This window comes from Micromonospora sp. CNZ299 (assembly GCF_002754415.1).
Genome location: NZ_PEFG01000001.1, coordinates 2,079,591 through 2,103,869, shown reverse-complemented (window position 1 = coordinate 2,103,869; position 24,279 = coordinate 2,079,591). Strand labels below are relative to the sequence as shown.

23 protein-coding genes are annotated in these 24,279 nt (G+C 71.7%); 10 read left to right on the top strand and 13 right to left on the bottom strand.

Annotated features, from left to right (window positions below):
- Positions 1-36: 36 nt before the first annotated feature.
- On the top strand, positions 37-753 hold the full coding sequence (locus CLT68_RS10170; RefSeq protein WP_099856998.1) for a TetR/AcrR family transcriptional regulator: 717 nt from the start codon (positions 37-39) through the stop codon (positions 751-753).
- 48 nt (positions 754-801) lie between these two features.
- Here CLT68_RS10170 and CLT68_RS10165 read toward each other — a convergent pair whose 3' ends face one another.
- The 6 genes from CLT68_RS10165 to CLT68_RS10140 form a co-directional block, all read right to left on the bottom strand.
- Positions 802-1,278, bottom strand: a complete 477-nt coding sequence (locus CLT68_RS10165; protein ID WP_099850384.1) for a DUF4383 domain-containing protein — start codon at positions 1,276-1,278, stop codon at positions 802-804.
- Between the two features lie 203 nt (positions 1,279-1,481).
- Entirely contained in the window at positions 1,482-1,937 is a 456-nt protein-coding gene (locus CLT68_RS10160) for a DUF4383 domain-containing protein (RefSeq protein ID WP_099850382.1), read from the bottom strand.
- A 100-nt stretch (positions 1,938-2,037) separates the two neighbouring features.
- Positions 2,038-3,846: an ABC-F family ATP-binding cassette domain-containing protein gene (locus CLT68_RS10155; protein ID WP_088951421.1), complete on the bottom strand. Its 1,809-nt coding sequence runs from the start codon at positions 3,844-3,846 to the stop codon at positions 2,038-2,040.
- A 120-nt stretch (positions 3,847-3,966) separates the two neighbouring features.
- Positions 3,967-4,917 (bottom strand): 4-(cytidine 5'-diphospho)-2-C-methyl-D-erythritol kinase, encoded by a 951-nt coding sequence (locus tag CLT68_RS10150; protein ID WP_099850380.1) that lies wholly within the window; start codon positions 4,915-4,917, stop codon positions 3,967-3,969.
- An 87-nt stretch (positions 4,918-5,004) separates the two neighbouring features.
- Positions 5,005-5,874 (bottom strand): 16S rRNA (adenine(1518)-N(6)/adenine(1519)-N(6))-dimethyltransferase RsmA, encoded by an 870-nt coding sequence (gene rsmA, locus CLT68_RS10145; RefSeq protein WP_099850378.1) that lies wholly within the window; start codon positions 5,872-5,874, stop codon positions 5,005-5,007.
- Positions 5,875-5,920: 46 nt separating this feature from the next.
- Positions 5,921-6,820 (bottom strand): TatD family hydrolase, encoded by a 900-nt coding sequence (locus tag CLT68_RS10140; RefSeq protein ID WP_099850376.1) that lies wholly within the window; start codon positions 6,818-6,820, stop codon positions 5,921-5,923.
- A gap of 285 nt (positions 6,821-7,105) precedes the next feature.
- Between CLT68_RS10140 and CLT68_RS10135 the strand changes: the two genes are divergently transcribed.
- Positions 7,106-8,353: a hypothetical protein gene (locus CLT68_RS10135; protein ID WP_099850374.1), complete on the top strand. Its 1,248-nt coding sequence runs from the start codon at positions 7,106-7,108 to the stop codon at positions 8,351-8,353.
- A gap of 45 nt (positions 8,354-8,398) precedes the next feature.
- On the opposite strand, the gene metG is transcribed toward CLT68_RS10135, so the two are convergent.
- Complete coding sequence (gene metG / locus CLT68_RS10130) at positions 8,399-10,201, bottom strand: methionine--tRNA ligase (protein WP_099856996.1); 1,803 nt, start codon at positions 10,199-10,201, stop codon at positions 8,399-8,401.
- Positions 10,202-10,797: 596 nt separating this feature from the next.
- Here metG and CLT68_RS10125 point away from each other — a divergent pair.
- Positions 10,798-11,529: a hypothetical protein gene (locus CLT68_RS10125; protein WP_099850372.1), complete on the top strand. Its 732-nt coding sequence runs from the start codon at positions 10,798-10,800 to the stop codon at positions 11,527-11,529.
- Positions 11,530-11,570: 41 nt separating this feature from the next.
- Here CLT68_RS10125 and rsmI read toward each other — a convergent pair whose 3' ends face one another.
- On the bottom strand, positions 11,571-12,419 hold the full coding sequence (gene rsmI, locus CLT68_RS10120; RefSeq protein ID WP_088951415.1) for a 16S rRNA (cytidine(1402)-2'-O)-methyltransferase: 849 nt from the start codon (positions 12,417-12,419) through the stop codon (positions 11,571-11,573).
- Positions 12,420-12,551: 132 nt separating this feature from the next.
- Here rsmI and CLT68_RS10115 point away from each other — a divergent pair, with 132 nt between their 5' ends.
- The 3 genes from CLT68_RS10115 (at position 12,552) to CLT68_RS10105 (ending at position 16,687) form a co-directional block, all read left to right on the top strand.
- A complete protein-coding gene (locus tag CLT68_RS10115; RefSeq protein WP_486482421.1) occupies positions 12,552-14,219 on the top strand; it encodes a dolichyl-phosphate-mannose--protein mannosyltransferase in 1,668 nt (555 codons plus the stop codon).
- A 402-nt stretch (positions 14,220-14,621) separates the two neighbouring features.
- Positions 14,622-15,905 (top strand): VWA domain-containing protein, encoded by a 1,284-nt coding sequence (locus CLT68_RS10110; RefSeq protein ID WP_099850370.1) that lies wholly within the window; start codon positions 14,622-14,624, stop codon positions 15,903-15,905.
- Positions 15,905-16,687 carry a peptidase gene (locus CLT68_RS10105; protein ID WP_099850368.1) on the top strand — a complete coding sequence of 261 codons (783 nt, stop codon included), beginning with the start codon at positions 15,905-15,907 and terminating at the stop codon, positions 16,685-16,687. Before CLT68_RS10110 ends, CLT68_RS10105 begins: the two co-directional genes overlap by 1 nt.
- A gap of 45 nt (positions 16,688-16,732) precedes the next feature.
- Here the strand turns inward: CLT68_RS10105 and CLT68_RS10100 are convergent, their stop codons facing one another.
- Positions 16,733-17,002 (bottom strand): hypothetical protein, encoded by a 270-nt coding sequence (locus tag CLT68_RS10100; protein WP_099850366.1) that lies wholly within the window; start codon positions 17,000-17,002, stop codon positions 16,733-16,735.
- Between the two features lie 202 nt (positions 17,003-17,204).
- Here CLT68_RS10100 and CLT68_RS10095 point away from each other — a divergent pair, with 202 nt between their 5' ends.
- Positions 17,205-17,861, top strand: a complete 657-nt coding sequence (locus CLT68_RS10095; RefSeq protein WP_099850364.1) for a 4'-phosphopantetheinyl transferase family protein — start codon at positions 17,205-17,207, stop codon at positions 17,859-17,861.
- A gap of 456 nt (positions 17,862-18,317) precedes the next feature.
- Positions 18,318-18,896, top strand: a complete 579-nt coding sequence (locus CLT68_RS10090; protein WP_099850363.1) for a DUF4352 domain-containing protein — start codon at positions 18,318-18,320, stop codon at positions 18,894-18,896.
- A gap of 63 nt (positions 18,897-18,959) precedes the next feature.
- Here the strand turns inward: CLT68_RS10090 and CLT68_RS33745 are convergent, their stop codons facing one another.
- Complete coding sequence (locus tag CLT68_RS33745) at positions 18,960-19,082, bottom strand: hypothetical protein (RefSeq protein WP_486482129.1); 123 nt, start codon at positions 19,080-19,082, stop codon at positions 18,960-18,962.
- 108 nt (positions 19,083-19,190) lie between these two features.
- On the bottom strand, positions 19,191-20,276 hold the full coding sequence (locus CLT68_RS10085) for a Gfo/Idh/MocA family protein (protein ID WP_099850361.1): 1,086 nt from the start codon (positions 20,274-20,276) through the stop codon (positions 19,191-19,193).
- A 150-nt stretch (positions 20,277-20,426) separates the two neighbouring features.
- On the opposite strand from CLT68_RS10085, the gene CLT68_RS10080 reads away from it, so the two are divergent.
- Positions 20,427-21,299, top strand: a complete 873-nt coding sequence (locus CLT68_RS10080; protein WP_143743159.1) for a hypothetical protein — start codon at positions 20,427-20,429, stop codon at positions 21,297-21,299.
- Between the two features lie 246 nt (positions 21,300-21,545).
- On the opposite strand, the gene CLT68_RS10075 is transcribed toward CLT68_RS10080, so the two are convergent.
- Positions 21,546-21,965, bottom strand: coding sequence for a hypothetical protein (locus CLT68_RS10075; RefSeq protein ID WP_143743158.1), 420 nt, complete (start codon positions 21,963-21,965; stop codon positions 21,546-21,548).
- 966 nt (positions 21,966-22,931) lie between these two features.
- A complete protein-coding gene (locus CLT68_RS10070; RefSeq protein WP_099850355.1) occupies positions 22,932-23,726 on the bottom strand; it encodes an SUKH-3 domain-containing protein in 795 nt (264 codons plus the stop codon).
- 220 nt (positions 23,727-23,946) lie between these two features.
- Here CLT68_RS10070 and CLT68_RS10065 point away from each other — a divergent pair, with 220 nt between their 5' ends.
- Positions 23,947-24,258: a hypothetical protein gene (locus tag CLT68_RS10065; protein WP_099850353.1), complete on the top strand. Its 312-nt coding sequence runs from the start codon at positions 23,947-23,949 to the stop codon at positions 24,256-24,258.
- The last annotated feature ends 21 nt before the right edge of the window (positions 24,259-24,279 follow it).

Below are 24,279 nucleotides of genomic sequence, written 5' to 3'. Positions count from 1 at the left end.
CGGCAGGGCGTCACCGAGCGCCAGCGAGGCGGCGACATGCCCGAGGTCAGTGACGGCGATGCTGCCGGTGCCGGCGGCCGACGGGTGACGCCGCCGGCCCCGGCCGCGGCACCCAAGGCCAAACCCGCCTCCCGGGTCCGCATGTCGGCGGCCCAACGGCGGGAGCAGTTGATCGCGACCGGCCGGCAGCTCTTCGCCGAGCGCGGGTTCGACGCCACTTCGATCGAGGAGGTGGCGGCCCGCGCCAAGGTCTCCAAGCCGGTCGTGTACGAGCACTTCGGCGGCAAGGAAGGCCTGTACGCGGTGGTGGTGGACCGCGAGGTCCGCGCCCTGCTGGACCGGATCACCACGGCGTTGACCGCCGGGCACCCCCGAGAGCTCCTGGAGCAGGCGGCGTTGGCCCTGCTGGGCTACATCGAGGAGGACGCCAGCGGCTTCCGGGTGCTGGTCCGCGAGTCGCCGCTGATGGCCGGCACTGCCAACTTCAGCAGCGTGATGAACGACGTGGCCCACCAGGTCGAGCACATCCTGGGCGCCGAGTTCAAGAGCCGGGGGTACGACCCGAAGCTCGCCGAGCTGTACTCGCAGGCGCTGGTCGGCATGGTGGCACTGACCGGGCGCTGGTGGCTGGAGGTCCGCAAGCCGCGCAAGGAGACGGTGGCGGCGCACCTGGTCAACCTGGCCTGGAACGGGTTGTCGCACCTGGAGGCGAAGCCGACGCTGATCACCAGCCGGCGCCCCTCAGCCCGATGAACGGCCGGCGCCGCTGAGCCGATGAACGGCCGGCGCCGCTGAGCCCGATCAGCGGCGGTGCGCGTCGGCCACCGGGTGTTTGCGGCGCTCCAGCTCCGCCTCCGCGTGCTCCGGTGGGCCGATCTTGTCGTACAGGCCGGTGCCGAGCAGGATCAGGCCGAACAGCATCGACACCACCACTGTCGACATCGAGAAGTTGAGGAAGTTCGCCTCGGTCTGGAGCACGGACATCATCAGGATGCTGGTCACCAGGAACACGACACCGGCGATGAGGTTCATGTAGTGGCCGAGGTTGCTGCGCCGCGACGCCCCGATGATCAGAACGACACCGAAGATCACCGAGGCGAGCGAGAAGGCCAGGTTGGTCCGGAGTCCGAGGGCCCAGGTGCTGTTCCGGGCGAAGAGCGGGTCACCGATCGTCTCGGCGACGCCCCAGACGCCGAAGACCAGGATGTAGACGCCGATCAGACCGGACAGGACCCGGTAGAGCGGCCGTGCCGGATGGTTCACCGGAAAGTGCGGCATACCGAGACCCCCTGAATCAACCGTTCAGGAGGATTGTCGCCCAGGCGGAGCCGACTGTCCGGAAAACCGCAATGGCGGAGGTCCGCCGACAGGCAGGACCAGGTCAGGTTTTCGCCGGAGCCCGAGCTGCGCAGGGATCAAGCCTGACCGCCCGGAGCAGCTCGGGCTCCGGCGAAAACCACCACCGCAACCAACCAAGCAGCTCAGAGAACGAGACGAGCCTTCTGGAACGCCTCCGCCTCATCCTCGGACCCGACCTTGCCGTACATGCCGACCATCAGCAGCACCAGGGACGCCGACAGCACCACGACCACGGTGGTGATGCTGAAGTTGAAGATGTTGGCGTCGGTCCGGATGAACGCGAGGCCGGCCAGGCCGATCACCATCAGGGCGTACGCCAGCCACTGGTTGATCGCCACGTCGATGTTGCGGCCGAGCGCCGTGCCGACCAGCACGATGATCCCGAGCAGCACGCTGAGCAGCGAGAAGCCGAGGTTGGTGCCCTGACCGAGGACCCGGGTGTCGTCCTGGGCGAGGATCTCGTCGCCCATGCTCGCGATGATGCCGAGCACACCGAAGACCACCAGGTACAGACCGGTCAGCCCGCCGATCGCCCGGTAGATCGGCCGCGCGGGGTGGTTGACGGGGGTGTGTGCCATGTCTGTGTCTCCAACGCCGTGGGGTAGGTGTCACCGACGATTGTCTCGCATGTGGCGGTGTGACGCCGCACACGGTCCTCGCCCGGCGTGCCCGGCCCGGTCAGCTCTCCGGCAGGTCCTCGGCGAGGGTCATCCAGCTCTCCTCGATCCGCTCCCGCTCGGCGCGCAGATCCTTGAGCTGGGTGTCCAACTCGGCCACCCGGGCATAGTCGGTGGCGTCCGCCGCGAGCTGACCGAGCAGCGTCGTCTCGCGCTGGTCGAGTTTGCCGAGCTGCCGTTCCAGCCGGCTCAGCTCCTTGCGGGCCTGGCGGACCTCGGCAGCGGACATGCCACCCGCGCTCGGGCCGGTGGGCGCGGCGGTCGGGTTCACGCCGACCCGGGGGGCGGAGCCGGCCCGCTCGGCCGTCCGGGCAAGGTACTCGTCCACCCCGCCCGGCAGGTGCACCAGGCGACCGTCGCCGAACATCCCGTACGCCGTGTCGGTGACCCGCTCGATCAGGTAGCGGTCGTGGCTCGCCACGATGATCGTGCCGGGCCACGAGTCGAGCAGGTCCTCCAGCGAGGCGAGGGTGTCGGTGTCGAGGTCGTTGGTGGGCTCGTCGAAGAGCAGCACGTTGGGCTCGCCGGCGAGCAGCCGCAGCATCTGCAACCGGCGGCGTTCCCCACCGGAGAGGTCACTGACCGGGGTCCAGAGTCGGCGGTCGTCGAAGCCGAACACCTCGGCGAGCTGCGCGGCGGAGACCTCCCGGTCACCGAGTTGGACCCGGCGGGCGACCTCCTCGACGGCTTCCAGCACCCGCAGGTGCCCGGGCAGCTCGGTGAGCTCCTGGGAGAGGAACGCGGGCCGCACGGTGGAGCCGGTGCCGAGGCGGCCACCGTCGGGACGGGTGATGCCGGCGAGCATCCGCAACAGGGTGGTCTTGCCGGCGCCGTTGGCACCGAGGATGGCGATCCGGTCACCGGGGCCGACCAGCCAGGTGACGTCGCGCAGGATCTCCTTGGGGCCGGCGTGCAGCTCGACGTTCTCCAGGTCGTACACCTGCTTGCCGAGCCGCGAGGTGGCCATGCGCTGCAGGGACATGGTGTCCCGCGCCGGCGGCACGTCGGCGATCAACGCGTTCGCGGCGTCGATGCGGAACTGGGGCTTGGACGTCCGGGCCGGCGGGCCACGGCGCAGCCAGGCGATCTCCTTGCGGAGCAGGTTCTGCCGGCGGGCCTCGGTGGCGGCGGCGACGCGCTCGCGCTCGGCGCGGGCGAGGGTCCAGGCGGCGAATCCACCCTCGTAGGCGCGAACGGTCTGGTCGGCGACCTCCCAGGTGGTGGTGCAGACCGCGTCCAGGAACCACCGGTCGTGGGTGACCACGACCAGGGCGCCCTTGCGGCCGACCAGGTGCCGGGCCAGCCAGTCGACACCGCCGACGTCGAGGTGGTTGGTGGGCTCGTCGAGGATCAGCAGGTCGGAGTCGCGGACGAGCAGCGCGGCGAGTGCCACCCGGCGGCGTTCGCCACCGGACATCGGGCCGACCGGCTGGTCGAGGCCGAGGTGCGGCATGCCGAGGCCGTCGAGGATGCCGCGGACGCCGGCGTCGCCGGCCCACTCGTGCTCGGCGCCCATGCCCTCGTTGAGCCAGGCGGTGCCGAGCACGACGTCCCGGACGGTGGCGTCGGGGGCGAGCGTGAGCTGCTGCGGCAGCCAGAGCGCGCGCAGGTCGCGGCGGTGGGTCACCCGGCCGTCGTCGGGATCCTCCTGCTTGGTGAGCAGCCGCAGCAGGGTGGACTTGCCGGCGCCGTTGAGGCCGACCACGCCGATCCGGTCGGCGTCGTCCAGACCGAGCGAGACGTCCGTGAGCAGCCGCCCGGCGGCGCCGTACCCCTTGGACACCCGGTCCAGATTGACGATGTTCGCCACGTTCCACCCTTCATGATCAAGGCGTCCCGGTGCCGGCGGGCACCTGGACGCCTGCCTCAAGGGTACGCGGACGCCCCGGACACCCGCGCCGCGCGCCCGCAGGCCGGGTGGGACGACCCGTCAGCCGACGCGGGCGCCGACGACCGGGCCGTGCGCGACTCGCGCCTCCCGGCACACACCAGCGGCGTTCAACTCGGCGGCGATCCGCTCCGCGTCGGCCGCGTCGGCGGTGAGGAACACACAGGTCGGGCCGGAACCGGAGACGATCCCGGTGAGCGCGCCGGCCGCCTCGCCGGCCTTGAGGGTGTCGGCCAGGGCCGGGCGCATGGCCAGCGCGGCGTCCTGAAGATCGTTGCCGAGCGTCCGGGCGAGCACCCGCGGGTCGCGCTGACGCAGCGCGCCCAGCAACGCGTCGGTGGAGCCCAGCGGGGTGCCGGCGGCGCCGGAGTCGCGCAGCCGGTCCAACTCGCGGTACGCGGCCGGAGTGGAGAGGCCCCCGTCGGCGATCGCCACCACCCAGTGCCAGGAGGTCGGGCGGGCCAGCACGGGGCTGATCGCCTCGCCCCGGCCGGTGCCCAGCGCGGTGCCACCGTAGATCAGGAATGGCACGTCGGAGCCGAGGTCGGCGGCGATCCCGGCCAGCTCGTCGCGGGACAGCCCGGTGCCCCAGAGGGCGTCGCAGGCCACCAGAGCGGCGGCGGCGTCGGCGCTGCCGCCGGCCAGCCCACCGGCGAGCGGGATCTGCTTGCGCAGGTGCAGCCGGGCGTGTGGCAGCACGCCCGCGTACCCGGCGAGGGCGTGCGCCGCGCGGATCACCAGGTTGGTGTCGCCCAGGGCCAGCTCGCCGGTGCCCTCACCCTCCATGGTCAGGGCGAGGGTGTCCCCCCGACGGGCCGTCAGCTCGTCGTAGATCGAGATGGCGTGGTAGATCGTGTTCAGCTCGTGGTAGCCGTCGCGGCGCAACGGGCCCACCCCGAGGTGCAGATTGACCTTCGCGGGCACCCGGACCTTCACCGGCCCGACGGACCCGCGTCGCTCGTCCTCGCCGTCCGGTCGCCAGGCCTCGGTCACGGGGTGAGGTCCCGTACGCGCAGGCGGATGTCGAAGGGGTTGGCCACAATCTGCTCCTCGGCGTCCTCGGCGGGCACGGGCGTCAGCCTACTTCGCGGCCGGCGTACCGACCGGAGCCGACGCGGCGATGGCGGCGAACTGCTCGACGGTCAGTGACTCCCCCCGGGCGCCGGGGTCGACGCCGGCCGCCGTGAGCGCGGCGGCGGCACGGTCCGCGCTACCGGCCCACCCGGCGAGCGCGGCGCGCAGCGTCTTGCGCCGCTGCGCGAACGCCGCGTCGACCACGGCGAAGACCCGTTCCCGGGGTACGTCGGTTCGGGGCGGTTCGTGGCAGGTGAAGGCGACCAGACCGGAGTCGACGTTGGGCACCGGCCAGAACACGTTCGGAGGCACCTTGCCGGCGCCCCGGGCGTGGGCGTACCAGGCGAGCTTGACCGACGGAATGCCGTACACCTTGGAGCCGGGACCGGCGACCAGCCGGTCGGCGACCTCCTTCTGCACCATGACCAGGCCGTGCCGCAGGGTGGGCAGCACGGCGAGCAGGTGCAGCACCACGGGCACTGCCACGTTGTAGGGCAGGTTCGCGACCAGCGCGGTCGGCGGTGGATCGGCCAGCTCGGCGGCGTGGATGCGCAGGGCGTCCGCGCGGTGCACGGTGAGCCGGTCGGCGTCCGCCCCGGCGTGCCGCGCGGCGGTCTCCGGCAGCGCCCCGGCGAGCACCGGGTCGATCTCCACGGCGTGCACGTGACCGGCGACCGGCAGCAGCCCCAGGGTCAGCGAACCGAGGCCGGGGCCCACCTCCAGGGCCACGTCGTCGGGGGTCAGCCCGGCGGCGGTGACGATCCGGCGCACGGTGTTCGGGTCGTGCACGAAGTTCTGGCCCAGCTTCTTGGTGGGCGCGACGCCCAGCCGGGCGGCGAGTTCCCGGATCTCCGCCGGGCCGAGGAGACCGGTCATGCCTGGCAGCGTAGCGGCGACGTCGGGGCCGACCGCCGGCCCGGGCTCACCACGGCCCGAAGGCACGGTCGCCGGTGGCGGAGATGGCCGCGCACAGCTCGTCCAGGTCACTGCCGGTGGTCGCGGCGAGCGCGCGGACGGTCAGCGGGATCAGGTACGAGGCGTTCGGCCGGCCGCGGTGCGGCGTCGGGGTGAGGTAGGGGGCGTCGGTCTCCACCAGGATCTGGTCGACCGGGGTGAGTGCTGCGGCCTCACGCAGCGCGGTGGCGCTGCCGAAGGTGACGGTGCCGGCGAAGCTGAGCAGGTAGCCCCGGCGGACGCACTCGCGGGCGAAGTCGGCGTCACCGGAGAAGCAGTGCAGCACCACCCGGTCGGGAGCGCCCTCGTCGTCGAGGATCCGCAGCACGTCCGCGTGCGCGTCCCGGTCGTGGATGACCAGCGCCTTGCCGTACCGCTTGGCGATGGCGATGTGCGCCCGGAAGCTGTGCTCCTGCGCGGCACGCCCGTCGTCGCCGGTCCGGAAGAAGTCCATCCCGGTCTCGCCGATCCCCCGGACCCGGTCGCGGGCGGCCAGCGACTCGATCTGCCGCAGCGCCTCGTCGAGGTCGGTGAGGCGGGGCGCCTCGTTGGGGTGCAGCGCGACGGTGGCCAGCACCGCGGGGTACCGGTCGGCGGCGTCCGCGCCCCACCGTGACGAGGCGACGTCCACGCCCACCTGGACCAGCCGGTCCACGCCGACCTTGGTGGCCAGCGCGATCGCCGTGCCCACCGGGTCGTCGGATGGCCCGCCGCCGGGCACGCCGGCCTCGCTGACGGTGATGTCCAGGTGGGTGTGGCTGTCCAGCACCGGCCGGGGCAGCGGCTCGGGGGCGGCCGGAAACTCTCCGGCCCGCCGGGCGGCACGCTCTCGGCGGGATTCAGTGGGCTCGCTCATCAGCGACAGCATCACACACCGGGCCTGGCCATCTGCCCGCCACCCGACGTTCACCTCGACTACGCCGCGCGACTCTACCGTCGCCAGGTGAGCGAGCGCAGCGAGCGAACCCTGAGGCACAGCAGCGAGGCGTCTCACGCCGCTGCCGAGCGCAGCGAGGCGGCGACGTGAGCGAGCGCAGCGAGCGAACCCTGAGGCACAGCAGCGAGGCGTCTCACGCCGCTGCCGAGCGCAGCGAGGCGGCGACGTGAGCGAGCGCAGCGAGCGAACCCTGAGGCACAGCAGCTTGGCCGTGGCGTGAGCGTCACACCTCACGCGAGCGGCGCGGCCGGCGAACGTAGCGGGCTGCGCGTGGCGTTCGGCGGCGGCGTGTACCCGGCCGAGGAGATCGCCCGGGGCGCCGCGTACGAGCTGTTCAGCGCCGAGGAGGTGGCCGGCTTCGAGCGGGCGCCCCGGCCGGGCGGCGCCCTGCCGTGGCGCCGGTTCGTGCACGTCACCGAGGCGAGCGCGGTGCACGGGGCGGTCGAGCCGGCCGAGGAGCCGGAGACGCCGCTGATGATGCCGGCGCACCGGGAACGCGGTTGGGCGCACGTACACCAGCTCAGCCAGCAGCCGTCCGCGGCGGGCGACCCCGTCCTGACCGCGGTGCGTGCGTCGGCGGTGGTGCGGAGGGGCACCCGGATGGTGAAGGTGCTCTCCGCCCGGCAGCTCGCCGGGTACGTGCGGGGCTGGCTGCCGCACGGCTTCTGCTTCCGCGAGCACGACGTGGCGCACCTGCGTACGCCGACCGCGACCACGGTGCTGCGCACCGACGGTGACGCCGGGCGGGAAGGCTCGGACGTCGCGTACGCGCTGCGTTGGCGGGCCGCGGACCCGGGCGACTACGACGTGCCGGTGGGCGAGACGCACCGCGGTCTGACCGCGCTGGCTGCCCGGGACCGGCTGGGCCCACCGGTGCTGGGCACCGGCTTCGTGCCGAGCAACGGTCAGCTCATCCCCGAGTTCATCACCCGGGACTTCGCCGACCTGCCGATGCCGGCGAACGCCACCCTGCTCGCCTACCCCGCCGAGGGGGTGGAGGTCGTGCTCTACACGTACCAGGCGGAGCAGCGCGGTTGGCTGCGGATGGTGGGTCCGCAGTGGCGGCACCTGCTCGCCGCGGTGCCGGGCCTCTCCCCCGACCAGGAGTACGTGCCGACCGGCGACGCTCTGCGCTCCACCCAGTTGGTGGGCCTCTACGGCGACACCGAGTACGAGGCGGTGGCCGACCTGCCCGGCGGGTTCCGGGTGTTGGCGATGACCCGGGCGGCCCGCTACCCGGTGGACGCGGTGGCCCGACGGCTCCGGTTCGCCCAGTGGCGGGGCGTGCCGTGCCTGGTGCTGCGCGAGGAGGCCGGCTGGCTGCGGCTGCGGCTGCGCTTCCCGGACCCGGACACCGTGGTCGCCACCGGCGCGCAGTGTCACGACCGCGGCATCTACGAGACCTGGGCACCGGGCGCCGAGGTGAGCGACGACCAGGTGATGGACACCCGGTACGTGATGTGACGTCCCCCGGCGGCCGGATGCCCTGCCGCCGAGGGCGTCGTGCGTTCAGTCGGCCAGTCGGGCCAGCTCCTCGTCGACGATCGACGGGTCGAGCTTGCGGAACACCGGCTTCGGCGCTGCCAGCGGCCGGCCCGCCTCGATCGACACCGACTCCCAGCGCGCGCCGACGGTGTAGTCCCCGGTGAGCACCGGGTACGACGGCCCGCCGTCCAGGTCGTCGACCTGCTCGATGACGGGCATCGGGGCGTGCACACCGGTGCCGCCGAGCAGCTCGTGCACCTGCTGAGCCGAGTGCGGCAGGAACGGGGTGAGCAGCGTGTTCGCGTCGCTGATCACCTGGAGGGCGACGTGCAGGATGGTGCCCATCCGGGGCTTGTCCGCCTCACCCTTGAGCTTCCACGGGGCCTGCTCGGAGAGGTATCTGTTGGCCTCGGCGACCACCCTCATGGCCTCACCGATGGCCTGCTTCTGCCGGTGCCGGCCGATCAGGTCGCCCACTGTGGCGAAGCCGGCCCGAGAGGTCGCGAGCAGCGCCTCGTCGGCCTCGGTGAGCCCGGCCGGGTCGACCGGCGGGATCTCGCCGAAGTTCTTCGCCGCCATCGAGACGCACCGGTTGACCAGGTTGCCCCAGCCGGCGACCAGCTCGTCGTTGTTGCGGCGCAGGAACTCGGCCCAGGTGAAGTCGGTGTCGTTGCTCTCCGGGCCGGCGGCGGCGATGAAGTATCGCAGCGCGTCGGCGTCGTAGCGCTCCAGGAAGTCACGAACGTAGATGACCACCTTGCGCGACGAGGAGAACTTGCGCCCCTCCATGGTCAGGTATTCGCTCGACACCACCTCGGTGGGCAGGTTGAGCCGACCCAGCTCGCCCGGCGCACCGTCGCGGGAGCCCTCGCCGGAGTATCCGGAGAGCAGCGCCGGCCAGATGACCGAGTGGAAGACGATGTTGTCCTTGCCCATGAAGTAGTAGGACTGGGAGTCCTTACCGGCACCGTCGGCGGACCAGTACTGCCGCCACGCCTCCGGGTCGCCGGAGCGGCGGGCCCACTCGATCGAGGCGGACAGGTAGCCGATCACCGCGTCGAACCAGACGTAGATCCGCTTGTCCGGCCGGTCCCGCCAGCCGTCCAGCGGGATCGGCACGCCCCACTCCAGGTCACGGGTGATCGCCCGGGGCTGGAGGTCGTCGAGCAGGTTGCGGGAGAACCGCAGCACGTTGGGCCGCCACCCCTCCCGGGTGTCCAGCCACTGCCGCAGCACCTCGGCCAGCGCGGGCAGGTCCAGGAAGAAGTGCTCGGTCTCGACGAACTTCGGGGTCTCCCCGTTGATCCGTGACTTCGGGTCGATCAGGTCGATCGGGTCGAGCTGGTTGCCGCAGTTGTCGCACTGGTCGCCCCGGGCGCTGTCGTACCCGCAAATCGGGCAGGTGCCCTCGATGTAACGGTCGGGCAGGGTGCGGCCTGTGGACGGGGAGATCGCGCCCATGGTGGTCTTCGGCACGATGTAGCCGTTGCGGTACATCCCCTCGAACAACTCCTGCACCACCGCGTAGTGGTTGCGGGTGGTGGTGCGGGTGAACAGGTCGTAGGAGAGACCCAGGCCGTGCAGGTCCTCGACGATCACCCTGTTGTACCGGTCGGCCAGCTCGCGCGGGGTCACCCCGTCGGCGTCGGCCTGCACCTGGATCGGGGTGCCGTGCTCGTCGGTGCCGGAGACCATGAGCACGTCGTGGCCGGCCATCCGCATGTACCGGGCGAAGACGTCGGAGGGAACGCCGAAACCGGAGACGTGGCCGATGTGGCGGGGGCCGTTGGCGTACGGCCAGGCCACTGCCGCGAGAACGTGACTCATGAGCAGCAAGCCTAGTGACCCGCCAGGGGCGACCGCGAACCAATGGGGGGTGCCGGGCCGGCGGACCGGCCGGACCACCTCCACCATTGGTCCGATTTGTCGCCGACACGCGGTCGAGCTGCCCGTTCCGCCTCCCGGACCGGTGTGCAATGAACGTCGTGACTGGCAGACGAGCGGCACGGGACCACGAGGACCCTCGCACCGGCCCGACGGTCGGCGACGACCCTGGCCCCGACCCCGCCTCGCCCCGGAGTGCCGGGGTAGCACCCCAGCCCCGGTTGGTGCCCGGAGCCGACGCGGGTTCCGCGTCGCGCCCAAGTCCCAGCCCGCGACCGAGCCCCGCCCCGCGGCCCGGGGCCGACCGGCCCGAGGAGCAGCAGGCCACGCCGTCGGGGCAGGCGGTCACATCGGGGCGGGAGGAGGCTGCGGAGCGCACCGCCACCCCGGCCCGGCCCACACCGGCCCGGCCCACGCCGGGCGCGCCGGTACCCACGCCGGCCCGGCCGACCCCGGCGGCACCCGCACCGAGCCCGGCCCGACCCGGCCCACCAGGCCCCCCGGTCGGCTCGGCACCCGCCGCCACGGAGGCCGTCGAGATGGAACCCACCACCGGCGCGCCGGTGGACGCGGTGCCGCGTCGAGTGCCCGTCCGCCAGCAGAGCCGCCTGCAACGGGAGGGCCGGTCCGACGGTGACACGCCGGACGACGTCGCTGCCTTCTGGGCGCCGATCGAGGAGGTGCACTGGGACGGCACCCCGGTGCGGGAGGACCCGGCGCCGTCGGGGGACCGCGGCTTCCGCCCGGTGGGCCGCCGGGCACCGAGCCGTACGGCCCCACCGCCCGATCCGCTGCCCGGGCTGGCCGCGCTGGTGACGCTGAGCCTGGTGGCAGCCTTCTTCGCCTGGGTCAGCGCCGGCCCGTTCTGGCTCGCCGTCGGGCACGCCCGGGTGGGCACTGTGATGCTCGACGGCTGCACCGGTGACGGGCTCACCCAACGGTGTCGGGGGACGTTCACGGCCGACGACGGGCGGTTCATCGCGCACGGCGTACGGGTCAGCGGCGTACCCGCCGGGGAGAAGGCGAGCGGTACACCGGTGCCGGCACGGATGACGGGGCCGGACGCCGGCACCGCGTACGCGGACACCGGCGTGGGCCGGCACCTGCTCTGGCTGCCCGGTCTGCTGGTGGTGCTGGCCTGCACGGCCGGCATCGTCCGGTGGACCGGGTCGGCCCGGCTGCCCGGCCGTCGGCACCGTCGCTGGGCCGTGACAGCGGCCATCGCCGGCCCCGTGCTGATCACCGTCGGCTTCCTGGCCTTCGCCTGGTGAGCGCGTCGCCCGGTGAACCCCGGCACGGCCGGGCGCCCGGGTCAGCTGTGCACGATGGTGTAGACGTCGCGCCGGCGCAGCGCGTACTCGGTGGCGACGTCGGTGATGGCGTCCCGGCGGGACCGGCCGGCGGCCTCCCGCTCGGCGACGGCCGCGCGCAGGGTGTCGTCGTCGGGGCGTTCCGGGGCGATCACCGGCGCACCGGCCACCACCAGAGTGATCTCGCCGCGCGGGTCTCCCTCGGCGGCCCACCGGGCCAGCTCGCCGAGGGGACGGCGGAGCACCTCCTCGTAGGTCTTGGTGAGCTCCCGGCAGAGTGCGGCTGGCCGGTCCGCGCCGAACGTGTCGGCGAGGTCGGTGAGAGCCGCACCGATCCGGTGCGGGGCCTCGAAGAAGACCAGCGTCCGTTCCTCGGCGGCGAGCGCGCGCAGGCGGGTTCGCCGGGCGCCGGGGGTGCGGGGCAGGAAGCCCTCGAAGCAGAACCGGTCACAGGGCAACCCGGAGACCGCCAGCGCGGTGGTGACCGCGCTGGGCCCGGGGGCGACGGTGACCGGCGCCCCGACGTCCAGTGCGGCCCGGACCAGCCGGTAGCCGGGGTCGGAGACGCTCGGCATCCCCCCGTCGGTGACCAGTGCCACCACGTACCCGCTCAGGATGACCTCGACCAGCTCGGGGGTGCGCCGCTCCTCGTTGCCCTCGAAGTAGGAGACGATCCGGCCGCCGACCGTGATGTCGAGGTCGCGGGCCAGCCGGGTCAGCCGGCGAGTGTCCTCGGCCGCGACCACGTCGGCGGTGCTCAGCACCTCCCGGAGCCGGGCCGAGGCGTCGGCGGGGTTGCCGAGCGGGGCACCGAGCAGGATCAGGCGCCCAGCTTCGGACTTTTCACCCACGAATTCGTCTCCTTCATCGACAGCGAATACCGGTATCAGGGACGACGGGCGCCACAGGACACCTTGGCAGCCTACGATCGCCGGGTGACGAGTGCGTCGACAGCGCAGAGCCCGAGCGCCGAGCCTGCCAAGATGGTCGAGGTGACGGGCGAGCCCAGCCCCAACCAGGAGCCGGCGGCACCGAGTGCCGGTGGCGGTGGCGGTGGCGCGTCCGCCGCGCTCCGGCGGAGGTTCGCCACCGTCGACAGCCAGGTGGACCGGTTCTCCTGGCTGGCCACGGCGGTGGTGGTGGCCATCGCGGCGATCCTGCGCTTCGTCGGGCTGTCCAGCATCAAGACCAAGATCTTCGACGAGACCTACTACGCCAAGGACGGCTACGGGCTGATCTCCCGCGGCGTCGAGTGGAACTACAAGGACAACGTCCCGTCGTACGTCGTGCACCCACCGCTGGGCAAGTGGCTGATCGGCCTCGGCGAGTGGGCCTTCGGCTACCAGGACGCGGATTCGAAGATCTCCGTGCCCGGGCACCTGATGACCACCACGCCGGAGTTCGGCTGGCGGTTCTCGGCGGCCGTGATCGGCACCCTGTCGGTGTTGCTGCTGGTCCGCATCGGTCGGCGGATGTTCCGCTCGACGGTGCTCGGCTGCGCGGCCGGCCTGCTGCTCGCCCTGGACGGTTTCCACCTGGTGCTGTCCCGCGCTGCGCTGCTCGACATCTTCCTGCTCTTCTTCGTGCTGGCCGCGTTCGGCGCGTTGGTGCTCGATCGGGACGCCCGCCGCAGGCGCTGGGCGCGGGCCCTGGACGACGGGCTCGACCCGAGCCAACCGGGCCGTGCCGGCCGGCCGCCGACTGGTTGGCGCACCTGGCCGTGGTGGCGGCTGGCAGCCGGGGTGTTGATCGGCTGCGCCTGCGCGGTCAAGTGGAGCGCTCTGTATTTCGTACCGGTCTTCGCGCTGCTGGTGATCCTCTGGGAGGTCGGCGTCCGCCGCTCGGCGGGGGTCCGCCGGCCCTGGCGGGACACAGTGCTAGACGAGCTGCCCTGGCTGGTCCTCGCCGGTGTGCTCATGCTGGCCACCTATGTCGCCACCTGGTCGGGCTGGCTGCTCACCGACGACGGCTACTACCGGCTCGCGTCGGCCTACCCGAGCGCCCCGCTCAGCGACCGCCCGGTGATCGGGCCGCTGATCAACCTCTTCGAATACCATCGCGCGGCGTACGGCTTCCACGCCCAGCTCGACGACGCGCACAAATACCAGTCGTGGCCGTGGCAGTGGCTGCTGCTCGGCAGGCCGGTGGCGTTCCACTGGTCCGGTGACGGCGCCTGCGGCGCACCGACCTGCGCCTCCGAGATCCTGCTGCTCGGCACCCCACTGCTCTGGTGGTCGTTCCTGCCCGCCCTGGCGGCGCTGGCCTGGCTGGGTCTGGCCCGCCGCGACTGGCGGGCCGGCGCGATCCTGCTGACCGTGGCGGCCGGGCTGCTGCCCTGGTTCTGGTTCGCCCTCGACGGCCGCACGATGTTCTCGTTCTACGCCGCGCCGGCACTGCCGTTCCTGGTGCTTGCCGTGGTGTACGTGCTCGGCGCGCTGATCGCGCCCGCCGGGGGTGACGTGGGTGAGGTGGCGCCGCTGGTGCCCGGCGACCCGAGCTACGAACGTCGACTGGTGGGCAGCATCGCGGCCGGGGCGTACGTGCTGCTGGTGGGGCTCTGCTTCGCGTACTTCTATCCGATCTTCGTCGGCAAGGTGATTCCGTACTCGGACTGGCTGTCCCGGATGTGGCTCGACGGTCGGTGGATATAAGCACCGACAGGCGACGCGCCGCACAGCGCGACGAAGAAGGGCCCGCACGCCGAAGCGTGCGGGCCCTTCTGTGACCCTGCGGGCACTGTGACCGTGCGGGGCCTTTCGACAAAGACGCGCGCCCCGATCGCCTGCCACGGGGGAAGCGGGCGATTGGGGCGCGCATGAAGAGCTTAACCACCGCGCACCACCGGCACAACGGGTCAACTTGGGTCAGATTTCCGACGGATGGTGGCCGGGCCGACTCGCACCCGCCTGCAGTTGACCGAGGGTGACCTGGCGTGGACCCAGAGCGCGGAAACGCAAGGTCGGAGGCGGTCATCGACCTGGCCGGAGGCACCGAGGTCCGATCCACGCCCACCCAGACGATCATCCAAAGTGGATCTCACTACACTGCGGGCCGTGATCAACTTCAGACGATCGACGGCGGTCCTTCTCGGGCTGCTGGCGACCACCGCACTGGCCGGGCCCGCCCCGGCGCAGGCCGACGAGGAGCCGGTGCCCGAGCCGCCCCGGGTCGAGCTGGTGCTCGACGTCAGTGGCTCGATGCGCGCCGCCGACATCGACGGGCGCAGCCGGATATCCGTTGCCCAGCAGGCCTTCAACGAGGTCGTCGACGCGCTGCCGGCGGAGACCCAGCTCGGCATCCGGGTGCTCGGCGCGACCTACCGCGGCAAGGACAAGAAGGTCGGCTGCCAGGACACTCAGCAGATCGTGCCGGTCGGCCCGGTGGACCGGTCCGCGGCCAAGGCTGCGGTGGCGACACTGCGGCCGACCGGGTTCACACCGGTCGGCCTCGCACTGCGTTCCGCCGCGGAGGACCTGGGCCGAGGGGCCACCACCCGACGGATCGTGCTGATCACCGACGGCGAGGACACCTGCGCCCCGCCGGACCCGTGCGAGGTGGCCCGGGAGCTGGCCGCCCAGGGCACCAGCCTGGTCGTCGACACCCTCGGTCTGGCCCCCGACGAGAAGGTCCGAAAGCAGCTGCTCTGCATCGCCAGCGCGACCGGCGGCACCTACACCGCCGCACAGAGCGCCGAGGAGCTGACCGGACGGATCAAACAGCTCGTCGAGCGGGCCGGCGACACGAACACCCCCGCCCCGACGGTGGTCGGCGGCACGAACGTCTGCGACTCGGCGCCGCTGCTCGCCCCCGGCGTCTACGCCGACCGGGAGGCCTTCTCCGAGCACCGCTACTACCGGGTGCCGGTACGCCCCGGGCAGGAGCTGCGCGCGTCGGTGAGCATGGCGCTGGACCGAGGAGTGAACCGGGACTACGGGGTCCTGCTGAGGGCCACCGCAGCGGACGGCCGGGAACTGGTTCGCGGCGCGGACGCCGGCAGCGGGCGGGCCGATGTGCTCTCCGCCGGGCTGCGCTGGTCGGCCAGCGCCGACGACGAGGATGCCGCGAAGGCCGAGGAGAGTTCCGCGCCGGTCGTCGAACCCACCACCGTCTGCCTGGTGGTGAGCAACTCGTTCGCCCCGCGCCCCGGCACCGCGGCCACCCCGGGCATGCCTGTGGAGTTGACCATCGACGTGGTCGCCGCAGCACCGGCACCGGACGGCCCGGACCTCGGTCGAGGCTGGGTGCTGCTCGCCCTGCTCACCGTCGCCGGGCTGCTCACCGGCCTGATCGCCGGGCTGCTCACCCGCTGGTGGGTCGCCACCTGGAGGGAGAACTGATGCGTACCGCCCTGTTCCGATCGCTGGCGGCGCTGCTCGCCGCCGGCGGGGCCGCGCTGCTCCCCGCCTCGGCCGTCGCCGCCCCGAGCCCCTCCCCGGGCGCCACGCCGGTGAACCGGGCCGGCACGTCGTTCCTCAGCGCCACCCCGATCGCCGCGGGGCAACCGGTACGGGTGGACGCGTCGATCGGCGACCACCTCTACTGGGCGTTCCCGGCGAAAGCCGGCCAGGTGCACGAGATCACCGCCACCGTCACCTTCCCGAAGGGGCGCAGCGGCGCCTCCACCTGGACGGTCGACGTGTTCGACGGGCTGCGCCGGCGGCAGGCGTGCACCGCCGGGGCGCAGACCCCGACGGTGGACGCGAAGGCGTCGAGCGTGGCGCTGGGCTGCACGTTGCGCGAGGTACGACCGTGGGCGGAGCCCTGGTCGGCCGATCCACTGCCCGGCACGTACGTCATCAGGCTCTCCGTGATCGATCTGCCCGAGCCGGATCTGGGCGCACCGATCGACGTGGACCTGCTGGTCGGCACGGTCGCCGACCAGGGCGCCTCGGCCGACGACGGTGAGTTGGCAGCGCCGCTGGTGCCGAACACCAAGGCGGGCACGGTGCTCAACGCCGTACCCGTGGCGGACCCGGAAGCTGGCGACGACGGTGACTCGCCGGCGGACTGGTTGCCGAATCTCGGCTCGCGGTGGGTCTGGACCGCCATCGGCGGCGTGCTCGCCGCGGTGGCCGGCGTCGTCGGCTTCGCGGTGACCAGGCGGCCCCGGCGTCGCTGAACCGCCCCGCTGGTGGCCCTGCCCGAAGGTGGGGCCACCAGCGGCTCAACCCCGGCGGGAGCCGCGTGGCAACCAGCCGATGAACCGATTCTGGAGCGACATCACCGGCGCGGCGCGCAGATCCTCCGTGGCGGCGGCGAGACAGGAGCCCAGATAGACGCTGAGCATCGCGCGGTCACTCCCGTACTCCGCCAGCAGCCGGCTGCGCTTCGTCGCGCACGGCCACTCGTCGCCGCAGGAGCCGCAACTCCAGCAGGGGGTCTTCGGGGCGTGATCGTCCACCCGCACCCCCGACCGTTCCGCACCATCGGTCATCGCACGTCCTTCCAGATGTCCACGGGACTGGCGGCTGCCCTGCCCGACCAGTTCTTGATGGTGGTCCCCCCGGAGCCATCAGGGAGGGCGCGCTGCACGTCCCTCCGGTGTTACATCTTTGCGGTACCTTCTCCCGTCGTGGGAGTCGGAAATCTGACGGTTGACAGGAGCCGCTGCTCCCACCGACCAGTAGGCTGCCGCGATGCGTGACCTGCTGCCGTCGACAGTCGCCGTGGCCGTGGCCGGGCCGGACGACTGGGTCGGCGAACTGCTCCCCGCCGAGCAGGCGTGCCTCAGCGAGCGGGCCGTGCAGACCCGTCGGCGGGACTTCGCCGCTGGGAGGGCCTGCGCCCGTCGGGCCATGACCGGTCTCGGCCTGCCACCGACCGCCGTGCCGGCCGCCCCCGACCGCGCGCCCGTCTGGCCGGCCGGGGTGGTCGGCACCATCACCCACACCACCGGCTACTGCGCCGCCGCGGCGGCGCTCACCACCGATGTCCGATCCGTCGGAATGGACGCCGAGCAGCACCACGAGGTCGATCCGGGAGTACGCAGAATGGTGCTGCTGCCCGAGGAGGAGGCCCTCTGCGCACGGCTGCCCGGCGACATCTCCTGGCCGGTCGTCCTGTTCAGCGCCAAGGAGACTGTCTACAAGGTGTGGTACCCGGTGGTCGGGACGTGGCTCGGCTTCCGTGACGCCCAGCTCGACGTCGACCCGGACGCCGGCACGTTCACGGCCCGCATCGCACCGGCCCGGGTGGACGCTGCGGCGGTCGAGGCTCCGCCGACGACCATCGTCGGCCGGTTCGTGGTCGCCGGCGGGCTGGTCCGCACCGCCGCAGTGCTCCCGCTGGGCTGATTCCCGGGCACCGTCCAGGCTGACCGGACGAAACGAGAGTCGCCGCCGACGGTGGGACGGAATCCGGCGCGGCGACCGGGCGATCGGCCACGCACGGTAGCGTCGGCGGGTTCCCGAACCGCACGTACCGAGGCGTCAAGGAGTACGGTGACCCACCCCCAGCCCCCCGCCGGGCCGCAGGACCCCCAGCACCCGAACCCGGAGCCACCGACGCAGCCGTCCCCCGCGACACAACCGCAGTCCACTGTTGAGTCGACGGTTTCGCAGACACCACTGCCGCCCAGCCCGTGGTCTGCGGCGGGGAGCGCGTCGCAGCCGCCGTTCTCGGGCACCGCGTACCCGACGGCCGGCGGTGGGTACGTCGGCGCTGGCGGAGGTCACCCGGCAACCGGTGGGCCGGGTCATCCACTCCTCGCACCGCCAGCGGCGCCGACGCAGCGCTCCAAGAGGACAGTCGTGGCCGTCGCCATCACCGCGGCCGTCCTCACCCTCCTCAGCTGCGCCGGCGGCATCGTGGCGGTCGTCATCGGCACCAACCGGGCCGCGGACAAGGTGACTGAGGCACGTCCCACCCCCGCGGTGAACCGGGCCACCGCGCAGCCGTCGGCCAAAGCCCCCTCGTCGACGGCCAGCGGCGACACTCGCAACATGGCACCTGGAGACACCCTGGTCATCGATGGTGACGGCGGCACCATCGAGATCACCGTGACGAAGTTCAGCACCGCCACCAAGCCGTGCGCTCCCTACGGCCTCAAGCCCGACGAGGGCATGTACGTGATCGCCGACGTGACACTGACCGTCACCAAGGGCACCGCTTCGGCGAACCCGCTCTTCTTCGAGTGGGTGGCCGCCGACGGCACCGAGGCCAACGCGATCGCCGGGGCCTTCTCCGGGTGCGGCAAGCCGATGCCCCCCGCCGACGACCTGACCGCCGGCACCAGGCGCACCGGCAGCGTGGTGTTCGACGTACCCGACACCTCGGGCGTGCTGGAGTACCAGCACAGGTTCGAGACCGCCGGCTCCTGGAAGCCGTGACGCGCTGACACGACGTGAGGCCGGCCCCGACGGGCCGGCCTCACGCTGTCGCGAGTCGGTGGGTCAGCAGCCGGTCCAGCGCACCGGGGTCACCCGGTCGGCGAGGATGTTGCGGACGCCGAGAGAAGTGGCCAGCAGACCGGTGGCGGTGGCTGCGAGCATCCTGCGTCGAGTGCTTCGATTCATCCTTGCTCCCGTGAGGGGCCCGGGCGCTTCCGGGCGGTGACTGATACCGGTTGCACAGCTGGATGGGCTTCACGGTGGCGGTGTGTCGGGGACGGGACAGATGCGCGTCTACCCCGCCCACACCTCGGCGTCGGTGACGACCGGCCGGCCGGTGCGTACGGATTCTTCGATGGCGAGACTGATCAGGTGGTCCTGGCAGGCTTCGGCGAGGGGATACGGGGCCGGGCCCTCCTCCCGCGCCCACGCACCGGTGCGGGCCACGATGTCGGCCACCGCGATGTCGTCGTCGGACATTCCACTGCCGACGAACGGGTTGCGGTAGACCACGTCGCCGTCGAAGCTGATGTGCTTCAGGTCGAGCCCTTCGAGGTTCAGGTCGAGACCGGTCTGGCGTCGGCTCAGCGACGACTCCACCGGCGTGGTGGGGTCGACCAGGCGGACGACCCGGTCGTCCACCAGCTCACCGCGCGTACCCCGCACCACCAACCGGCGGGTCCGCAGCGGGTTCCACCACTGGTTGTCGGTGAAGTCGTACAAACCCATCCGCCCGCCGAAGTCGATTGTCGCGAGGGTCGTGGAGAGCTGCTGCGGGGTGTCGTCACCGCTCCAGCCGGCCGGCGACAGCGGGTTGGCCAGCGGCGCGACGAAGGCGCGCGCGCTGACCTCGGCGCTCTCGTGACCAACCCCGAGCAGGCCACGGATCAGCGACACCGCGTGGTACAGGTGGGTGGAGGAGATCTGCACCGACGTCGGCTCGCCGAGCACCCCGGCACGGACCACCGCCAGGCGGGCCGCGTGCCCCGGCATCAGCAGGTACTGCTCGGCGACCTGCACCAGACCGCTGCGGCCGACGTCCGCCCAGAGTGAGCGCAGCCCGGCCAGGTCGGGGGCTGGCGGCGTCTCGGCGAGCACCGGTACGCCGGCCGCGACCAACTCGCGGGTCACGTCGGGCGTCACCGGCCAGGGCACCGACACGATGACGAAGTCCGGTCGCTCGTTGGCCAGCAGGTCGGCCGTCGTGCGGAAGGTCCGTACGCCCCACTCGGCCGCCACCTCGGCACCACGCGATTCGGTACGCGTCACCACCCCGGTCACCCGCATCCGATCGGGCAGCAGTCGAGCCAGTCGCAGGAAGAACTCACCCCGCCAGCCACTGCCGACGATGCCGAACCGGGTCTGGGCCACCGAAGTCATCTGGGCTCCTCACGTAGAGGTCCGGATGCTAACCGTTTCGGGGCCACCTTCTTCGCTACGGTTGTGCTGATGACCATCGACCCGTTGCGCGCGGCCCGACAGTAGGGTTGGCCTACCACCTGCCGATCCGAGGGGACCCGGGAGCAGCGGATGCTCACGTACGATCCGTTTCCGCGTGTCGCGGCAGGGGGGACGGAAGCTGTGCAGACCGACGAACGGCCCGCCAAGAGCAATGGCAGCGAGGATCACGTCGGCCGTCACCGGAGGGTCGTTGGCACGGCGGTGGGCGTCACCGTCGCCCTCGCGCTCGTTGGCGGCATCCTCCTCAGCCGCCGCGTGCCCGACCAGGCCACGACCCAACCCCCGGCCGCGAACACGGCGCCGGCCGCAGCGCCGCCAGTGACGTCGGCCATCGGCTGGAATGCGGCGCTGGTCGCCCGCGACGACACCACCATCACCGTGTACGCCAGCCTCGCCGACATGCGCTGCAAGGATGTCGTGCAACCACAGGCCACGGTCACCGAGCAGACGGACACCCAGGTCGTCGTCGGGGTGAACGGTCGCATCATCGACGCCAACGACTGCTCGACCAGCGGCATCCGGATGCCCCTCGTCGTGTCGCTTCAGAAGCCCCTCGGCGATCGGGTCCTCCGCGACGCCGCCAGTGCGCTGCCACCACCGACCTTCTCCGAACGCGAGCTGCCGGACCTGGCCTCCGACAAAAGGTGGAGTCCACATTCGAGTCACTGCGATGAGGGCTTGTGTCAGGGCTACAACGGCCCGAACGGCTCGACGCTGTTCACGGGTGCGGGCCGCACGGTTGGAGGGGAATCCTCGGCAGCCGTCGGCACCGTCTCCATCGGCTCACGCGAGGGCACCATCACCGGCAGCCCGGAACTCTCCTGGCAGGTGCGGTGGGAGGTCGGGGGCGTGACGTACTCGCTGAGGCTGAGGCCCGCCGAGGGCGGGACTTTCAGCCTGAAGGAGTTCCGGGCAGAACTCGCCAGGCTGAGGTGGACCTGACCGGGCGAGCTGGATGGCCCCGACCCGCCGACCGATGCCGCGCAAGATCGAAAGAGGCCGGGCTTGCCGATGGAGCTGCCCTGTTGAGTTGACCCTGCCGCGTACCCGGATCAGGGTGCTTGTCGATGACCAGGCTGGTGTCGTGGCTGTCGAGGCAGCGTTCGCAGATTCCTCGCCGTGCAGAGCAAAGGGCGGAGGCACGGTAGGCGCGCGGGCCGTCGGGGCCGCGCGGCGCACACGTCACCCTCAGTCGTCGCCGAGCCAGTCCCTTGCCGACCTGCTGTTGAGCAGGACGAGCGTCACCCCGGCGAGCCCACCCACGACCAGCGGTGTGACCATCGTCGGTTGGAAGCTGAGCTTGCCCAGGACGAGGAGGGCGAGCAGGGTGATGGCGAAGAGCCCGAAGGTGAACGTGGCCGGCATCCGCAACCCTGCGGCACCCGCCCTGCGCCAGGCGAAGACCATTCCGCCCACCGTCATGGCCGCCAGCAGCAGGCAGAGTGCGAGGATCGGTAGGCCGAGGATGATGATCAGGAAGATCCTGCCATCTTCTTCGCTTCTCGCCATCGCCACGAAAAACGCGATGCCCGCGACGAGCCAGGTGAGGGCTGTGGGCACCATCAGCAGGATCGCCGCTACCACCGTCGGTGGCCGCCTGCTGGCCACCAGTGGCGGCGGTTCGGACGCCTCCGCATGCGGAGGTAGGGCTCCTGACTGGGGCGGGGTTGCGGCACCGGATGGCGGGACGGCACCGGGGGGAAGGGTCGACATGTCATCTCCGTTGGTCGTCAACTTTTGACCGGCGTCAGCCGTTATCGCATGTCAGGTCGGTGGAGTGGGTCGGCTGTCCGCGGTGCGGCGGCACTCGCCGCCCGCTCGGATGCCCTGCCGCCGGGTGAGGGCCAGCGGGTATGGCGTCGACATCAGGCATTCAGCGCGTCGCCGAAACGAGCATGGGACGTAGGCCGTACTCGAAGCCTGGGCCGACATTCGCCTCAAGCTCGTCCCCGGGTGGGTCATCGCGGAGTTTTCCGGTGTCGAATGTCGACGGCAAGTCATCATCGAGTCACTCGTCGCACACTCGTCGCACGTCTGCCCCCGGCGCTCACCTGCTTGCGTCACGCACTATAGCCCGGAGCCATGGTTCTGTCTGTCCACTGTGGTAATCGGTAAGGGCGTCGTCGAGCCCCTCCGGGTATAGCGCCAGGATCATCCATCAGCAGGGGAAGTCAAGCGGGCCGCAGCGTCAGCGGTCGAGCAGAATCAAGACGGTTCGGACTTCGTCGGACGGCAGGCCCGCACCACCCGCGCCGACGTACGCAGTCGTGATCTGGGCGACGTATTCGCGTGGACGATCTGTGCCAACGGAAGAGCGGGGTCTGAGCGGCCGTCGGTTTTGCGATTGTCGATGCGCGATGCGCCTCCGAAGGGAGTGCAACCGCCGTGCCTCTACCTGGAATGGGTTTCCAGCTCTGAGGCCGTCGTGCGTGCGGGCCAGCCCGTGGGCCACCGCCGCCCTCGGTAGGTTCGGCGGACGTGGGTCGGGGCCTCGGCGTTCCGGGGCAGCCACCGCATCCGGTCGCCACAGCTCAACCGCTGGAGCGAGGTCTGAGGCCACAAGCCCGAAACAACTCAGGGCTTGCTGGATGATGAATACCATCTGGGCATCGGCACTGGCTCATCCCAGTTCAGGTCGCTCGCCTCCGGCATCTCGCCACCGCGCACGAGCTTGACGATCGCCGCATCGATATCGGGGCCGACGAGGAAGTCGTCGGCCCAGTGCAGCAGGAAGACCCGCCCTTGGGCGTCGATGACGAGTTCAGAAGGCCCGTCGGCATTGTTGCCGAGTGGAAAGACGGGGTTGTCAAATTCCTCGGCGAAGACTTCGGATTCTTCGGTGAGTACGCCGCCGCGAGTCGGATGGATGGCGCTTCCGAACCCGCCGCCTGGTTCGCCGTATCCGCCGAACTGGGCGAGGCGAAGGCCGCCGAACTCGACCAGGGCGGCCCGCGCGGCGGGGAAGAACTCAAGGCCGGTGAGTTCGTCGGCGAAGCGGGTCAGCCACAGGTTGACGGCGGCGGTCATGTCGCGTCCCGGGAACCAGCCGGCCTTTTCCAGAACCTCTCGCACGTCTGCAGGGAAGCGGTCCTCGGCGGCGCGGTGCTTCGTGTACCACTCGGCGATCGCCGGGGAGGGCAGCGCCGGACACTGGGACAGCTCTCCAGTCTCCCGGTCGATGACGACAGTGGGCTGTCCGGTGGCCGATGGTGGCCGGGGTGGCCCGTTCGCTGCCTCGGGCTCGGGTTCATGGCGGGAGGCGATGAAGCCGAGGTCGAACTCGTACAGATCGACCTGCGGCGTCCCGCCGGGGTGGCCAGCGGCGGCCCACTCCAGGGCGCTGGCGAGCGCCTCGTCACGATTGATCATCGAAACCCCTCGGGCTCTGGTCGTCGGTCGCGGCCGGTGCCGGCACCACAGTGGTCACAGCGGTGCCTATGGTAGGCACAGCGGAGCCTCTTACCGTGCTGACCGCACGCCAGGGAGGATCCCATGCCGTCGCGGCGCGATCAGGTCCTCGACCGATCCGCCCTACGTGCCGGAACGTACGCGGTGTGACCATCGATGGCGCCCAGTGGAGGTGAGTCGAATGACGGAGGACGAGGTACGAGCACTGATGACTCGTCTGCTGCGGACGCGCAATCCAATCCGGCTGAGCGAGTTCGAGTTCGGCTGGGTGGCCCGGGAGGAACTCTCGGAGGAGGAACGAGCCTCGGGGAGGCACGTGGGTCAGGGGCGGTTCATCGTCGACCGGACGGGCGTGGTGACGGTGCATTCGAGCCTGCCAGCCCGGCTGATTCTTCAGCAGTACGTGCAGGCTCGCCGACAGGGCCGCTTCACTGGCCGGCAGGTGTGGCCGAAAGAGGACCAGCCGGACCGACCGATGTCGACCTCCAGGTGATTTCGCCGCATCGACCGGTCG

Coding starts and splice junctions, on each gene's coding strand:
- CLT68_RS10140 (WP_099850376.1), bottom strand. CDS start 6,820: ATGCTGTCGCTGATGAGCGAGCCCACTGAATCCCGCCGAGAGCGTGCC.
- CLT68_RS10100 (WP_099850366.1), bottom strand. CDS start 17,002: ATGACCGATGGTGCGGAACGGTCGGGGGTGCGGGTGGACGATCACGCC.
- CLT68_RS10080 (WP_143743159.1), top strand. CDS start 20,427: ATGCTCACGTACGATCCGTTTCCGCGTGTCGCGGCAGGGGGGACGGAA.
- CLT68_RS10115 (WP_486482421.1), top strand. CDS start 12,552: ATGGTCGAGGTGACGGGCGAGCCCAGCCCCAACCAGGAGCCGGCGGCA.
- CLT68_RS10170 (WP_099856998.1), top strand. CDS start 37: ATGCCCGAGGTCAGTGACGGCGATGCTGCCGGTGCCGGCGGCCGACGG.
- CLT68_RS10070 (WP_099850355.1), bottom strand. CDS start 23,726: ATGATCAATCGTGACGAGGCGCTCGCCAGCGCCCTGGAGTGGGCCGCC.
- CLT68_RS10165 (WP_099850384.1), bottom strand. CDS start 1,278: ATGCCGCACTTTCCGGTGAACCATCCGGCACGGCCGCTCTACCGGGTC.
- CLT68_RS10065 (WP_099850353.1), top strand. CDS start 23,947: ATGACGGAGGACGAGGTACGAGCACTGATGACTCGTCTGCTGCGGACG.
- CLT68_RS10105 (WP_099850368.1), top strand. CDS start 15,905: ATGCGTACCGCCCTGTTCCGATCGCTGGCGGCGCTGCTCGCCGCCGGC.
- CLT68_RS10095 (WP_099850364.1), top strand. CDS start 17,205: ATGCGTGACCTGCTGCCGTCGACAGTCGCCGTGGCCGTGGCCGGGCCG.
- CLT68_RS10125 (WP_099850372.1), top strand. CDS start 10,798: ATGGAACCCACCACCGGCGCGCCGGTGGACGCGGTGCCGCGTCGAGTG.
- CLT68_RS10160 (WP_099850382.1), bottom strand. CDS start 1,937: ATGGCACACACCCCCGTCAACCACCCCGCGCGGCCGATCTACCGGGCG.
- CLT68_RS33745 (WP_486482129.1), bottom strand. CDS start 19,082: ATGAATCGAAGCACTCGACGCAGGATGCTCGCAGCCACCGCCACCGGT.
- metG (WP_099856996.1), bottom strand. CDS start 10,201: ATGAGTCACGTTCTCGCGGCAGTGGCCTGGCCGTACGCCAACGGCCCC.
- CLT68_RS10085 (WP_099850361.1), bottom strand. CDS start 20,276: ATGACTTCGGTGGCCCAGACCCGGTTCGGCATCGTCGGCAGTGGCTGG.
- rsmA (WP_099850378.1), bottom strand. CDS start 5,874: ATGACCGGTCTCCTCGGCCCGGCGGAGATCCGGGAACTCGCCGCCCGG.